The organism is Brasilonema octagenarum UFV-OR1 (assembly GCF_963888615.1).
GTDB classification, from domain to species: Bacteria; Cyanobacteriota; Cyanobacteriia; order Cyanobacteriales; family Nostocaceae; genus Brasilonema; species Brasilonema sennae.
On sequence record NZ_CAWPKW010000062.1, the window covers coordinates 1 to 15,404 of the forward strand.

Sequence of the window (15,404 nt, forward strand, 5' to 3'; positions counted from 1 at the left end):
GCGTGTCCCTTTGGGACTTACGCGTAGCGTCTCCGCAGGAGATACCCGAAGGGCGAACCCGAAGGGTTAACAGTAAACAGTAAACATTTATTTGATAACTGTTTACTGATAAATTTTAATCACGAATGTAGACAAATGAATACAGATGTTTTAAATAATCAACAAGATTTTCCAATATTAGAAATCAAAGACCTTTATGTTAATTATGGGGGAATTGAAGCTCTACAAAAAATTAACTTATTCGTGAACAATGGTGAGGTTGTTACCCTCATAGGTGCTAATGGTGCTGGCAAAACGACGACTCTCCGCGCTATTTCCAAAATAATTAATCCTCGCCACGGCACAATTATGTACAGCGGACGCAATATTACGCGTCGCCAACCTCATGAAGTTGTACAATTGGGGATTGCCCACTGTCCTGAAGGAAGAAGAGTATTAGCTCGGCAAACAGTTTTAGATAATTTACTTTTGGGTGCTTATATTCGCTCTAATCAAACAGAGGTGAGAAATGATATTCAGTACCAATTTGAGATGTTCCCGCGTTTAGCACAAAGGCGTCATCAACTTGCAGGAACTCTCAGTGGTGGTGAACAACAAATGTTAGCAATAGCTCGTGCTTTGATGAGTAAACCTAAACTTTTGCTTTTAGATGAGCCTAGCTTAGGTTTAGCACCAACAATTGTTCGTGAAATTTTCAGTATTATTCAGAATCTGCGTGCAACAGGCGTTACTATCCTTCTAGTTGAACAAAACGCCAATCTTGCCCTACAAATTGCAGACCGTGGTTATGTATTAGAAGCAGGTTGCATTACATTATCAGGTGCAGCATCACAATTAATTACTGATGAGCGAGTGAAAAAAGCTTATTTGGGTTGATGAAGCCGTGCAGTCAAAAAAATATACCAAAAGATAGTTGATTCAACGAGTGCCTACGTTTTTTGATAGAAAATACATGGGATGACTTGTCGCTGTTTAATGACTTTAGTGAAAAGGAAAAAGTTATTTGAGCATTTAGACCAGTTGCAACATACAACAGCAACCCTGTGTCCTTAAAATTATATATAGAAAGCTTTCGTGATCATCGCTCACACCAGTCAGTTGTTGATTTTCTCAGATCTTGCACCTTCCCCTGAGTACGCCTTGAACTCAAGTTCAAGGCTTATAACCAAAGTCCGTTAAAACGGACTGGTATGTATATTCAGTAAGCTTTAGCTTACTTGAACTTTGAGCCAAGAAATTTATTTCTTGGCGGGCCCAAAAGCTGGTGCAAGATCTCAGTTTTCAAATCCTAATTTTTTCACCAGTTCCCCTAGAACTAAATGTTGCCTGAACACTCCTTACCGAAACTACCTCTCCCAATCACTGACACAAACCGGTTGGCAGTACTGCATCGGTACGATATCCTGGATACTCCGCCGGATGCTGCATTTGATGATCTGACGCAATTAGCAGCTCAGATTTGCCAAACTCCAGTCGCGCTTATTACTTTTGTGGATGCTGATCGCCAGTGGTTTAAGTCGAGCTTTGGAGTGCAAATGACGGAATTACCATTGGATATAGGGTTTTGTCCTGCTATTGTTCAAACGGGAGACTCGTTAATCATTCCAGATACGCAAGCAAATCCAGAGTTTGCCACAAATTTAGCAGTGTCTGATAACGGTCTACGTTTCTATACAGGAGTTCCCCTGACCACGTCAGACGGCTATGTTGTTGGAACGCTGTGTGTGCTGGATTTTGTTCCACGTCAGATGAGTGAAAAGCAAATCAATGGCTTACGCATTTTAAGTCGTCAAGTGATGACGCAACTAGAACTACGGCTGTCTGCTCGGAAAGTGGCTCAAACGAATATAGCATTGACTGCTGTATCTGCTGGTGTTGCAACAAGCGTAGGAGAAACGTTTCTTTACTCGCTTGTGCAACATTTGAGTAAGGCGTTAGGCGTGAAGTATGCTTACATTGGGTTGTTAGCAAACCATGAACCAGAAGTGATTGAAGCGATCGCAGTCTGTGCAGATGGACGCATCGTAGACAACTTCGAGTATTTGCTGCGCGACACCCCTTGCCAAGAAGTCATCCAGCAACGCAAGCTGTGCTGCTATCCCCACAACGTGCAGCAGCAGTTTCCAGACGCCCCCCTGTTGGCTCCATTTCAGGTGGAAAGTTATGCCGCAATTCCCTTCTACGACTCGACAGGTGCTGCACTCGGTTTGCTGGGTGTGATGGACGACAAACCTTTAGAGGCGATTGCATTAACCGAATCACTCCTAACAATCTTTGCTGTACGGATTGCTACAGAATTAGAACGACAGCTAGCAGAGACATTGCTGTACGACAGTCAACACCGAGTTCAAAACCTGCTTGCCAATATGCCAGGGATGGTGTACAGGTATGTTCCTGGTGTAGATGGTTCAAGTCGCTTTGTTTTCGTTAATTATGGCTGCTACGACTTGTTTGAAATAGAACCAGAAACTGCACTTCAAGATGCCAATTCCATTTGGGACTTAATCCACCCAGAAGACTTAGCCTCGTTTCAAGTGTCGGTTGCTTATGCGATTGAGCATTTTCTGCCGTGGGACTGGGTGGGACGTGTGATCACCCCTTCAGGGCGACTCAAGTGGATTCAAGGTCGATCCAGTGCAGAGGAAACCTTAGATGGAATTGCATGGGATGGCTGGCTAATTGATATTACTGAACGTAAGCGCGTTGAAGCAGCCTTAGGAGAACGCGAGCAAGAGCTTAAACTTGCACTTGAAACCAGCAAGCTTGGCTCTTGGCAACTTGATCTCAAGAGAAACGTTTTATCTGTCTCTAACCAATGCAAAATGAACTTTGGTGTTCCACTTTCATCTGAGCTTTCGCACCAGCTTTTGATGGAACGGATTCATCCATATGATCTAGCTTGGGTGCAAGCGGCGATACAAGAGTCAATCGCCAATCACACTGATTACGATGTGGAGTACCGTACCGTTTGGGACGATGCTAGTATTCACTGGGCGCTGGTGAGAGGTTGTCCGATTTATGACAGAGCAGGCAATCCTGAGCGTATGATGGGTGTGTCAATGGACATCACTGCTCGCAAACAAGCTGAAGCTACTTTGCGAGAAAGCGAAGCGCGATTACGGTTTGTGCTCGACTCTTGCCAGATTGGTGAGTGGGATTTAGATTTGACGACTCAACCCTATAGCGCGAGGCGATCGCTCAGACACGACCAAATTTTTGGTTATGACTCACTGCTGCCAGAATGGAGCTATGAAATCTTCTTAACATATGTTCACCCTGATGATCGAGCTTCTGTTGCTCAAAAGTTCCAGCACACGCTCTCAACTTGGGCAGATTGGGATTTTGAATGCAGAATTATCCGCTCAGATGGACAACTTCGTTGGATTTGGGCGAAGGGTAGTGTTTACCGAGACGCGGACAACATTGCGTCCCGATTGCTAGGAGTGGTGGTTGATTTTACCGAACGTAAACAAGCACAAGCGTCACTGCGCGAAAGCGAAGAATTAAATAGCCAAATTTTGGAGAGCAGCTACGACTGTATCAAGGTATTGGACTTAGATGGGAAAATACTCTACATCAATTCAGGTGGGCAGCGTTTACTAAATATTTGTGACTTGGGCTGTTATCTCAACAGCGATTGGATACAATTTTGGCAAGGTGAGGACCGACAAGCAGCACAAGCTGCGATCAGAGCAGCGTTATCGGGCGGTGTACGTCGATTTCAAGGTTACTGTCCCACCGCCGATGGAATTCCGAAATGGTGGGAAGTGATGATTTCGCCGATTTTAGATTCCACCGGACAACCAGAACGACTGCTGTGCATTTCACGGGATATTAGCGATCGCATTCAATTTGACATAGAACGAGATCGTATCCTTGCTCAAGAACAACAAGCAAGGGCAGAAGCTGAACGAGCAAACCGTATCAAAGACGAATTTTTAGCAGTCCTCTCCCACGAATTACGCACACCGCTTAATCCAATTCTGGGATGGTCAAAACTTCTGCAACAGGGTAAACTCGACGCTGCAAAAACCGCCAACGCCCTTGCTACAATTAATCGCAACGCCAAATTGCAGGTGCAGCTGATTGACGATCTCCTCGACATATCGCGAATTCTGCGCGGCAAGTTGAGCTTGACAGTAACACCCGTTGATCTTAGCACTGTGATCTGTGCCGCGCTCGAAACAGTTCGATTAGCCGCAGAAGCAAAATCGCTACAGATTCAAACAACCATCCCGGAAGCAATCGGCACAGTTAACGGTGATGCCGGACGATTACAACAAGTGGTATGGAATCTCCTAACCAATGCAGTGAAATTTACTCCTGCAGGCGGACAAATAGCTGTTGAATTAACCCAAGTAGGAAGTAACGCCCAAATCCAAGTCAAAGACACAGGAAAAGGAATTGGTTCTGACTTTTTGCCGTACGTGTTTGAGCATTTCCGCCAAGAAGATGGAGCAACAACACGCAAGTTTGGCGGGCTGGGGTTGGGGCTGGCGATCGTCCGGCAAATAGTTGAGATGCACGGTGGAACTGTCACAGTAGATAGTCCTGGTGAAGGGCAAGGAGCCACCTTTACTGTTCAAATTCCGCTTGCTTGCCAGTCAAATGAACTACCTACTCCACAGCAATCATCATCTCATACAGGCGACTTGAGCGGCATTCGCATCTTAGTGGTAGATGATGAGGCAGATTCGCGGCAGTTCGTCGCTTTTATTTTAGAGCAAGCAAATGCGATTGTTACAAGCGTTGGATCTGGGATTGATGCACTCCAAGCTTTTTCCCAATCAATTCCCGATATCATCGTCAGCGATATTGGAATGCCAGAGATGGATGGCTACATGATGATGCGTCAAATTCGTGCCCTTCCGGTTGAGCAAGGTGGACAGGTTCCGGCGATCGCCCTAACTGCTTATGCTGCAGAAGTTGATCAAGAGCGAGCGATCGCAGCAGGATTTCTACATCACATTGCCAAACCAATTGATCCAGATGCTGTGCTTGCGATCGTTCTTAACACCACATGTGTTAGGAAACACAGGGGTGTAAGGGGAGCCAGTGCCGGGGTGAGGCAGTCTGGTCTTGGGGGTTTCCCCCATGAGGAACTGCCGAAAGGGTTCCCCGACTTGAGGCATCTGGCGTTGTAAGCTCAGATCTTGCATCATATAGCAGGGAGCAGGGAGCAGCTTTAATAGTTGATGTCCTAATCTACCTGGCAACTGCTATAACTTTCGTCCGCCAAGAAATAAATTTCTTGGCTCAAAGTTTACAGCAGTTTTCATATGAATAGACCACAAATCGTAGGGTGGGCATTGCTCAGAAAAGCCTATGTAATAGACATTTGAGATCTTAGTGAGCAATGCCCACCTTACAGAAAACGGCTGTAAGTCCGTTAAAACGGACTCTTGTTAGTTTTTGAGTCCGTTTTAACGGACTTGGGTTATTAGCCTTGAACTTGAGTTCAAGGCATACTATCGCTGAGGTGCAAGATCTCAGTAAGGGAAAAAGTATTTCTTTCATTCGTAGAAAATCCTACTGATGGATTTCCATAACAAGTACCAATGAGTATTGGTACTATGTTCCTCTTGTCACAATATTGCCATTTTCTTGACATTCTCGCGCCATACAAACCGATTAAACTTCTTGGTTGTGTAGAGAAGTTCAATTATCCCTACACTATCTTTCTTCACAAATGTCTTTCTAATTTAAAACAAGAAGCCGTTCTGAACGCCTTTTTTACTAGCTTGAAAATCAAGGAAATTCGTGTGTCAAAAAATTGAAATCGTATTGTTATTTATTGTCGCTTTAGCTCTTTACAAGTGGCATAGTAGGCGTCGCACTCAATTCAAATACTTGTCATATCAGGTGTCTAATGGAAAATAAATATTCTAAATTCAACACGCAACAGTATTCCAAAACAAATGATTCTATAAATACTCAATTTTATAAGCTAGGAAAACCACCACAACGTCTTCACTACTTTTTTGAAACACAATGTTATGCCAACCCCGACGTTCTTGCTCTTATCTGCGATACAGAACGTCTGAGTTACGCTGAGCTGGACGCACGAGCGAATCAGTTAGCTAATTACCTTTTGCGTAGAGGTATCAGTTCAGGGAGCAGAGTTGGTATTTTGCTCGAACGCTCGGTTAACACTTATGTAACACTGCTGGCGATACTAAAGTGTGGTGCTGTGTTTGTACCGCTTGACCCGTCCTTCCCGCAAGACAGAATTGCCTTCATTGCTGAAAATGCGTCCCTCAATCTGTTGGTAACAACCAGTCAGTTTGTTGACATAACTGCCGGAGTGTGCTGCCAAGTCTTGTTGCTTGATGCTGTAGCCGGAGCGATAGCAATTCAACCAGCAAACCGTATTGCAATTGCAGACTCTGTTGACGAACTTTGCTACATCATTTACACCTCAGGCTCAACAGGTCGTCCCAAAGGTGTTGCAGTTAATCATTCCAGCATCTGTAATTTTCTCACGGTATGCACACCAATTTATGGTGTTACTTGTGGCGATCGCGTCTATCAAGGTATGATTATTGCCTTCGATTTCTCGATTGAGGAAATTTGGCCCACCTTTATCGTCGGTGCAACGCTAGTGGCTGGTCCAACCAATCACCGACGACTTGGTTCTGAACTCACCGATTTTCTGATTGAGCACGCGATAACGGTGATGTACTGTGTACCCACACTGTTGGCAACTATTGATCGTGATCTGCCTTTACTGCGGACTTTAATAGTTGGCGGTGAAGCTTGTCCCCAATATCTGGTAGAACGCTGGAGCCGACCAGAACGACGGATGCTCAACACCTACGGACCGACTGAGACAACAGTCACTGCACTCTGGACGGAACTACTTCCTGATCAGCCAGTGACAATCGGCAAACCTTTACCTACTTATAGCGTCTATATTCTGGATGAGGAGTTGCATCCAGTTCCTTCCGGGGAAGCGGGGGAAATCTGCATTGGCGGTATTGGTGTTGCACAAGGTTATGTCAACTTGCCGGAACAAACCGCCGCCAAGTTTGTCTGCGATCCATTTGAGCAGAACGATCCTCAAGCAAGGTTGTACCGGACGGGTGATTTAGGACGAGTCACACTCAACGATGAGATTGAATATTTAGGACGCATTGACACTCAAGTCAAAATCAGGGGTTACCGCATTGAGTTGACGGAAATTGAGACAGTTTTGTTAGAAACCCCAGACGTTGAAAATGCTATTGTCTCTTTGGTGTCTATTAGCACAACTGTTGAGGAATTGGTCGCCTACATCACACTGCGTGTTCCTGTTGCCGATTCTGAAGAACTTAAAAATCGTTTGCATACAGTATTAAGGCACCGCTTACCCAGTTACATGGTGCCAGCTTTCATCGAAATTTTGGATACCATTCCGACGCTACCCAACGGTAAGGCAGACCGCTCAAAGTTGCCTGCGCCAACCCAAAGGATGCAACGTCAGCATCGTAGTGATCAGACGCTGCCCGTCACCTTATCAAAGCAGGAGTCGGCGATCGCCAACATCTGGCAAAAGCTTTTTCCCCACGCCCAAATTTCTATAAAGGATGACTTCTTCCTCGACTTGGGAGGACACTCACTTTTGGCTGCCAGCTTAGTGTCTCAATTGCGAGAGCTACCTGAGTTTAGTCACGTCTCCATGCTTGATGTCTATCAATGCGCTACCATTGCTGGATTAGCAGCCCGGTTGACGCAACAAACAGCTTTGCCAAACGTTCCAACTGCGGCTCTCCCCTTCCATCATACGAGTCGCAAACGCTACCTGAGGAGCGTAACCGTTCAGGCTTTAGGACTGATAGTCATTCTATTTTGCTTTGCCTTACAGTGGTTGCTACCTTATCTAACCTACACTTGGACGCAGGAGAACGACGCCACCAATCTTCAGTCCGTTTTCTTGTCCATCGCTGCTTTGGCAGGAATTATTCCCTTGATGCTTGGGTTCTCCATTGTTGCGAAGTGGCTGCTTCTAGGACAAGTGAAGCCAGGAAAGTATCCGCTTTGGGGCAGTTTTTACTTGCGCTGGTGGTTTGTCAAGAACTTGCTATCGATTACACCATTGCACTTCTTGAGTGGTACTCCGTTGCTCAATGTCTACTACCGACTGCTAGGAGCTAAAATCGGAACCAATGTTTACCTGAATTCGGTTAATATCGATGTTCCTGACTTGGTAAGTATTGGTGCAGATAGTAGCCTTGGCTACGAAGCACGATTGCTAAATGCTACACTGGAACACGGTTGGCTGGAAATTGGTTCGATTAAGATTGGCAATCGTTGCTTTGTCGGTGCTAGTGCTGTACTAAGCCAAAACACAATCATCGAAGAAAATGCCAGTCTGGAAGATTTATCAATGCTGCCACCGCTGCAACGGATTCCAGCAAGGGAAGTTTGGGCTGGTTCTCCTGCTGCTAAAGTGGGAATCAACGAAAGCAAAATGATATCCCGTCCTGCGCGACTGCGACGAATTTATTTTGGCACTCTCCAGGCAATTTTATTGCTGACGCTACCAATTTTAGAACTTCTGCCAATTCTTCCTGGAGTCGAGCAAATGTACTCCATTAGTGATCAGAAACATTGGCTGCTTTTGTCACCTTTGATAGCCTTATCGTTTGTCATCTTGATGGCATTACAAATTGCCGCACTCAAGTGGTTAATCGTTGGACGCGTCAAACCTGGCTCATATCGCTTAGACAGTCATCGTTACGTAAGATTGTGGTATGTTGATAAGCTGATGGCATTGAGCCTCGATATTATTCGTCCGCTTTACGCCACCCTGTATCTGCTACCTTGGTATCGCCTGCTGGGAGCAAAGCTAGGATGGCGGGCAGAAATCTCTACACCATCTTCTTTGGTTCCGGATTTAGTGACAATCGGCGATGAAAGCTTTATTGCAGATGGTGTGATTATGGGTGTACCCAGAGTTGAGCGTGGACTGATACATTTGCAATCAACAAAGATTGGTAAGCGTGCCTTCATTGGTAACAGTGCTTTACTACCAGCAGGCGTAAGCATTGGCGATGACACCCTCATTGGCTGTATGTCTGTTACTCCCGCTGATAAAAGCTTAGTTGCTAAACCCGATACCTCCTGGTTCGGTTCCCCAGCCATTAACCTACCACAACGGCAAGTTGTCCAGGGTTTTTCAGTAGAATCGACCTACAAGCCACCGATGAGTTTGGTGCTGCAACGCATGAGCTTTGAGGCAGTTCGAGTGCTGTTCCCTCTTAGCTGCATCGTCGTTCTAAGTTCAGTACTTATTGATACAATGATTAAGCTGAACGATGATTGGGATGAATCGGCATTGATACTCATGTTGCCGTTCCTCTATCTCGGTTTTGGACTAGTAGCCACGGCGATCACCATCATTGCTAAATGGCTAATTATCGGTCGGTATAAATCGACAGAACGTCCTTTGTGGTCGAATTTCGTGTTTCGCTCGGAACTAGTTACTTGTATCCATGAAACCCTGGCAGTTCCCTTACTGGTGGATATGCTGCGAGGCACTCCCTTTATTAACTGGTATTTGCGCTTAATGGGCTGCAAAATTGGTAGACAGGTTTACACCGATACCACCGATATCACCGAATTTGACACAATAGAGGTTGGGAATGATGTCGCACTCAATAGTAATTGTGGTTTGCAAACCCACCTGTTTGAAGACCGTGTAATGAAGATATCAACCGTGACTATTGGCGATCGCTGTTCGGTAGGCAGTGGTGCGATCGTTCTCTACGATACTGTCATGGAACCCGATTCCAACCTGGGCAATCTGTCCATGCTGATGAAAGGCGAATCCCTACCTGCTAGTACCTCTTGGGTGGGTTCACCTGCCCGGATTGCTGAGTAGAGGGTGTAAGAGTGTAAGGGTGTAAGGGAGTAGGGGTGTAGTAGGGTGTAGGGTGGGCACTGCGTGCTACATAACCGAGGAAGATAAGAAGCAGTGCCCACAACAATCAATGAAGATGGCAATTAAGATACTCTATGAAAATCTATATCAGCGCAGATATCGAAGGAATAGCTGGAATCAGTCACTGGGATGAAGCGACGCTGGGTAAACAACAATACGATATCTTTCAAGAGCAAATGACTCGTGAAGTCATTGCAGCATGCGAAGGAGCAATAGCTGCTGGTGCAACTGAGATTATTGTTAAAGATGCCCATGACACAGGCAGAAATCTTGATCCCTATCGATTACCATTACCAGCACAACTTATTAGAGGATGGAGTGGTCATCCCTACAGCATGGTTCAAGAATTAAATAGCAGTTTTACTGCATTAATTTTGATTGGCTACCACTCACGGGCTGGATCTGCGAAGAATCCTCTGGCGCATACTTTGAGTGAAGACTTAAACTGTATTCTGCTCAATGATCAACCCATAGCCGAGTTCCATTTAGTAGCCATGACTGCAGCGTATGAAAAAGTTCCTGTCGTATTTGTATCTGGAGATTCTGCTTTGTGTCAAGCTGTGAAAGTTTATGACACAAATATTGAAACAGTTAGTACTAAGAAGGGAATTGGTGAGTCAGTATGGACGATTCATCCTGAGGAAGCTGTTAAGCAAATTCAAGCAGGTGTAGAAAGTGCATTGCAGCATCAACATCAAATTGAGGTGAAACCCTTGCCTGAGAATTTTAAGCTTGAAGTGCAATACAAGCATCCACCCGATGCTTACGAAAATTCCTTTTATCCAGGAGCAAAACTACAAGGCGAACAATCAGTTATCTTCGAGACAGATGATTGGTTCGAGGTGATACGTGCGCTTTGCTTTATTGTCTGATTGCTTGTTGAGTGACCGAAGGTGTTGTAAATGAAGATGGGAAGTTACTTGTTTCTGGAGTTTAGACTAAGACATGCAAAAAGACCCAGCAGGGGTGAGTTAATCACAGACATAGTGAGATTATGAATAATCTAGAGTATTACAGCGGTTTTCATATGAATAGACCACAATGAGCAAACCAGCCCCAAGCATCATCAGATGAGATTTGCTTAGTAACAATCAAGGGATAAATTTGGTTAAGAGCTTGGTGGGTTCGAGCTTTTGCGGTACGCAAACACTGCTTCAGTTTTGACCAGCATAATTCGATGGGGGACAAATCAGGTGAATAAGGAGGCAAAAATACAACTTTTGCACCCACAGATTCAATTACGTCTTGAATAACCTGTGCATGATGCACTGACAAATTATCCATGACTACAACTGCTCCCACCCACAATTGAGGTGCTAAAATCTCCTGAACATAGGTCAGAAATACATCGGTGTTGACACTACCTGAAATGCTCATAGTGGCTATGAGTCCGTCTAAACTCAGTCCGCCAATTAATGATATGTTTTGTCCTCGATTTTTGGAGCAAGAATCGTACAACCGCTCGCCACATATTGCACGACCATTGAGTCGGGTCATTCCCAAATTTATACCGGACTGATCCACAAACACCAAATTGTGGGGGTCCACGCCTAGTACCCAATCCCGATATTCAAAACGCATCCGTTCGATTCGTGGACTATCTTGTTCGCTGGCTAACGGCTGTTTTTTTTTGTGGTCAAACCCAGTTTTTGAACTGTACGGTGCATTGTTGGCACACTGACTTGTAACCCGCGTCGCAGTGCCAAACGCTCACATAATTCTACCAATAAGGCATCTGGTTGTTCGCTCACTAACTGCTGCACTAGTGGTAAATCTTCGACTTGAATTTTAGCGATCGCTCCACCCCCGTGATGTTTTGGACTCACTTGTCCTGTATTCTCATACAGACGAATTAAGCGTTGAACAAACGATAAGCTAACCTTAAAGCGTTTGGCTAGTTGTCGTTGTGACCCTTCATTCGCTTCATAAGCATTGATCACACGTTGGCGTAGATCGGTTGAATAGGGGGCAGGCATAAGCATAAGTATTTTTACTCTTCTTATAGCTTATCAAAATTGTAGTCTACTCAATTGAAAACCGCTGTAATGTCATAATCCGGCTCAAAAGTGATGGTAATTGTGCTATTACCGTCATTGCTGCTGGTCGAATTCATATATCTCATGCCTTCGACCCCATTAATCTGTCGCTCTAAAACCGATGTCACGGTTTCTTCGACGATTTGGGCACTGGCTCCAACATAGTTAGCTGTGACGCTAATTTGAACGGGGCTAATGTCTGGATACTGCTCTACCTGAGTACCGCTGTTGCATTTTTAGCTTCGGCTTGGGCGCTTTTAGCTTCTGCTTGGGCTGTTTCTAAATCAGCTTGAGTGGACTCATAAGCTGCAATTCTACTGTCAACAGAAGCTTGTTGCTGTTTTGCATCAACCTTCAAAATCGGAGTACCTTTTTTAACCCGCTCTCCTGGTCGAACAAATATCTGAGAGACTTGACCCTGAATTCTCGGTCGCAGAGTGACAGAACGACGAGACTGAAGACTTGCAATAAACTCTGCACTTTCTTCTATAGTGGCAGTTTGCACCGTCGCAACTTGTACCTTTGTTGCCGGGGGTTGGCTAGCTGCCGTTGGAGGTGATTCCTTACCCGGAGCCAAAAACCACCAAAATCCAACACTGCCACTAACTAGCAGCAAGGCTAACATTGTCCAGAAGCTCAGTGGTAACTTTGGGGCGAACTGACGGTTACTATTTGAAGGTCGAGACTCAGAAGATTCCATAACTCACCAACAATTAAAGCGATGTAAAACCTAGAGAAATCAGAATGCATCAGAACTGTAGTACCAGTTCTTTGTTAGTTCGCCTTTACCCAAAAATCAGCTGTGACAATTTTACCATTGCGATTGAACTGTCCCCAAAGCTTGTATAGTCCAGGTTTGGGAAAGCTGGTCACAAACTGAACTCGTCCGGGAGTTGTATCTTTTACTGCGTGAGCATGGATATAATCAGCGGAAGTGAGCGAGGTAGATTGACGCAGAATCACCAAGTGTCCCCGTTCACCCATGTAAGGCTGTAAATCGGTGACAGGTTGATTATTAGCGCCTTTGAGATTGAACGTTACAGCAACTTCCTCACCCGCTTTCACTGTTTCGGTAGATAGCTCTAAATTGACCTTGGTGTTGGTAAATGTTTGACTACGCTTGAAGTTTATATCCGGGGAAGATGAACTGTTGCCTGGAACTTGGGTTTTGAGTGTCGAGACTTGCTGAGTCTGTCCACTAGGTTTGTAATCACTAAAGAGTGTATACCCTCCAGATTGGGGTAATTGAGCCTCGACGGTAAAACGCCCGTTGCCTTCATAACGTGGATGCAGATGATCGAAAAACCGAAGGTCATCACTGACGACGATTAAATGCATGAGTTTTTCGTGGGAAACATCAAACTTGTCGATAGGTTTCGCTGTTGCATCTTGAACGTTAATTATTAATGGGACAGGAGCATTAACTGCGACCGTTTCTGGAACCGTAAGTTTTGCTTGAATTGCTGCATTTGTTTTTGTGTCACTTGAATCATTCATCGAATGTCCTGTGTGATTTTCTGCTTGTGTTGAATGCTGATCGTTGTGTTGTTGAGCTAAAACTGCCGTTGATGATTCTTGAGCATTAGGTGATGTCGAGCAACTTTGTGCAAATAATAGAGTTGCAGTGGTCGCGAGCACAGTCATCAATATTTTCATGAAACATTACCTGGAAGATAGTGCGAATTTCTGTAGATCAGCTATCAGCAGAGTACAAACTAATAGCTGATGGTAATATAATCAATTACAAATTAAGCCGCTGATGGATAGCCTACCGACGCGAGCGCTGTCTCAATCGCTGTTCTGGATGCTTGAGTTTCTACGTTAATTAATTTCGTTTTTGGGTCAGCTTGAACAATAGCGTTAGCATCAACCTTTTTAATTGCCTCAGTGATAGTTTTGGCGCAAGCAGAGCAAACCAGTTTAGGGACTTTAAGTTGTAGTGTCATAGCTGTAAATAACCTTTTTTGAGATAATTTATCGGGGAGTTAGATGTGTGATTGAATAACTCCACCTCATCTAAAATCACCTGAAATCCTCTATTTAACTGGAGAGTCAAGGGGGATAGAAAAAATTTTTGAATGTTTGGTGTCACCGTTCGCGCCATAGACAGTAAATAAAGATACTCAGAGAAAAAAAGTTAGTTTTCGTGTCTCAAAAAGGTTAAGTCTAAGCTAGATTTTTCATCACTATGTGTGTCAGTGATCGCTTGTTCAATAATTGGACAGATAGTACTTTCAGGTATTTCATAAACAGCTTGCCAGCCTGAAAGTAGTCGTTCTAACTCTAATTTCAAGACCTGTAGCTGTTCAATTTGGTATTCGATTGCTGTAACTTTATCATTCAGTTTTGCTTTGATGTGGTCGCAGGGTAAATCCCCTTGGTCATGCACATCCAAAAACTCTTTAATCTCTAACAAGCTCAATCCAAGGCTCTGGGCACGCTTGATAAAGCTTAGGCGGGTAAAAACATTTGAGTGAAATAATCGAAATCCACCCTCAGTTCGGTCCGAAGCCTTGAGCAAGCCCAGTTCTTCGTAGTAACGAATTGTTTTGATGGAAATACCACTTTCTTTAGCAACTAAACCAATTTGCTTCAGTGTTTCTTGGACTAACATAATTAACTCCTACTTATTAGTAAGACGTACAACAAAGGAAACCGTATAGTTAACTATGTATCTCTCTCATTTGTATGAGAAATTTGTACAAGAAAGTGTGCCCAGTGCGTTTGGGAAGGTAGTCTAGACAAAGGTATTGCTTGCTAGTTATCAAGCTCACGCTGGGCGCAGATGCTCCCGGTTTTCATGCTGAAATCTGCGTAGAAAACTGCTCTGTGCGAAGAGCATTCGATGGCTCTACTTCAATCACACCGCGAAACATATTCATGCCACAGGTAAAGGCGTATTCTCCAGCTTTTTCAGGTGTGAACTCGATTGTAGTTATTTCATTCAAGGGTAGATCGGCAGCAATGCCAAAATCAGGAATCAGTACTTGAGTAAGACAACCACTAGGATCTTGACGGTTGAAAGTTAAGTTGGACTCTTTGCCCTGCTTGGACTACAATATGCTCGGGTGTGTAGTCTTTATCAACCTGAACAATAATTTTCTGAACTCCCTGTTCTACAATGGCGTGTACAACCCCTTTTCCAGTCTTGTTCTGGTTTACAGGTGTTGTTATTGTCGGTTGAGTATCTGGGATGATTTCATGCTCTTTTGGAGATTAAACTTGCCCAGTTTCGACTTTAACTTCGCCCCGAAACATATTCATGCCACAGGTAAAGGTGTAAGTTCCTGGTTCGTTAGGAGTAAACTCAATAGGAGTAACTTGGTTCAGGGGTAACTCTTGGGCTATGTGGAAATCAGGAAATCGGATTTCTTCAAGGCAACTGCTGGGATCTTTGCGGTAGAAGTTGAGTCGCACTCTTTGAAGAGCATTAACTACCACTTGGC

The 15,404-nt window shown here is 44.5% G+C and carries 11 protein-coding genes and 2 pseudogenes; 4 read left to right on the plus strand and 9 right to left on the minus strand.

The window, feature by feature from the left end; all coding sequences use genetic code 11:
- Nucleotides 1-135: 135 nt before the first annotated feature.
- From AC5590_RS05070 to AC5590_RS05085, 4 genes are all read left to right on the plus strand, one after another.
- Nucleotides 136-876 carry an ABC transporter ATP-binding protein gene (locus AC5590_RS05070; protein WP_169268227.1) on the plus strand — a complete coding sequence of 247 codons (741 nt, stop codon included), beginning with the start codon at nt 136-138 and terminating at the stop codon, nt 874-876.
- Between the two features lie 443 nt (nt 877-1,319).
- Nucleotides 1,320-5,144, plus strand: coding sequence for a PAS domain-containing protein (locus tag AC5590_RS05075; RefSeq protein ID WP_169268228.1), 3,825 nt, complete (start codon nt 1,320-1,322; stop codon nt 5,142-5,144).
- A gap of 725 nt (nt 5,145-5,869) precedes the next feature.
- Nucleotides 5,870-9,862, plus strand: coding sequence for a Pls/PosA family non-ribosomal peptide synthetase (locus tag AC5590_RS05080; protein ID WP_169268229.1), 3,993 nt, complete (start codon nt 5,870-5,872; stop codon nt 9,860-9,862).
- Nucleotides 9,863-9,996: 134 nt separating this feature from the next.
- The gene (locus AC5590_RS05085; protein ID WP_169268230.1) at nt 9,997-10,794 is read left to right on the plus strand and encodes a M55 family metallopeptidase; all 798 of its coding nucleotides are present in this window, start codon (nt 9,997-9,999) and stop codon (nt 10,792-10,794) included.
- A 151-nt stretch (nt 10,795-10,945) separates the two neighbouring features.
- Here the strand turns inward: AC5590_RS05085 and AC5590_RS05090 are convergent, their stop codons facing one another.
- The 9 genes and pseudogenes from AC5590_RS05090 to AC5590_RS05130 form a co-directional block, all read right to left on the minus strand.
- Nucleotides 10,946-11,512 (minus strand): IS630 family transposase, encoded by a 567-nt coding sequence (locus AC5590_RS05090; protein ID WP_246163437.1) that lies wholly within the window; start codon nt 11,510-11,512, stop codon nt 10,946-10,948.
- A gap of 23 nt (nt 11,513-11,535) precedes the next feature.
- Nucleotides 11,536-11,904, minus strand: coding sequence for a helix-turn-helix domain-containing protein (locus tag AC5590_RS05095; RefSeq protein ID WP_246162836.1), 369 nt, complete (start codon nt 11,902-11,904; stop codon nt 11,536-11,538).
- Between the two features lie 62 nt (nt 11,905-11,966).
- Nucleotides 11,967-12,173: pseudogene (locus AC5590_RS05100) on the minus strand (efflux RND transporter permease subunit); the annotation flags it as partial.
- The gene (locus tag AC5590_RS05105) at nt 12,170-12,658 is read right to left on the minus strand and encodes an efflux RND transporter periplasmic adaptor subunit (RefSeq protein ID WP_246162838.1); all 489 of its coding nucleotides are present in this window, start codon (nt 12,656-12,658) and stop codon (nt 12,170-12,172) included. The pseudogene AC5590_RS05100 and the gene AC5590_RS05105, both read right to left, overlap by 4 nt.
- A 74-nt stretch (nt 12,659-12,732) precedes the next feature.
- Nucleotides 12,733-13,602: a DUF8832 domain-containing protein gene (locus tag AC5590_RS05110; RefSeq protein WP_169268231.1), complete on the minus strand. Its 870-nt coding sequence runs from the start codon at nt 13,600-13,602 to the stop codon at nt 12,733-12,735.
- Between the two features lie 104 nt (nt 13,603-13,706).
- Nucleotides 13,707-13,904: a heavy-metal-associated domain-containing protein gene (locus AC5590_RS05115; protein WP_169268232.1), complete on the minus strand. Its 198-nt coding sequence runs from the start codon at nt 13,902-13,904 to the stop codon at nt 13,707-13,709.
- Nucleotides 13,905-14,095: 191 nt separating this feature from the next.
- A complete protein-coding gene (locus tag AC5590_RS05120) occupies nt 14,096-14,572 on the minus strand; it encodes a heavy metal-responsive transcriptional regulator (RefSeq protein WP_169268233.1) in 477 nt (158 codons plus the stop codon).
- 184 nt (nt 14,573-14,756) lie between these two features.
- Nucleotides 14,757-14,948 (minus strand): annotated as a pseudogene (locus AC5590_RS05125) (cupredoxin domain-containing protein); the annotation flags it as partial.
- A 226-nt stretch (nt 14,949-15,174) separates the two neighbouring features.
- Nucleotides 15,175-15,404, minus strand: a 230-nt coding sequence (locus AC5590_RS05130) for a cupredoxin domain-containing protein (protein ID WP_211178721.1), incomplete at its 5' end; no start/stop codon positions are given.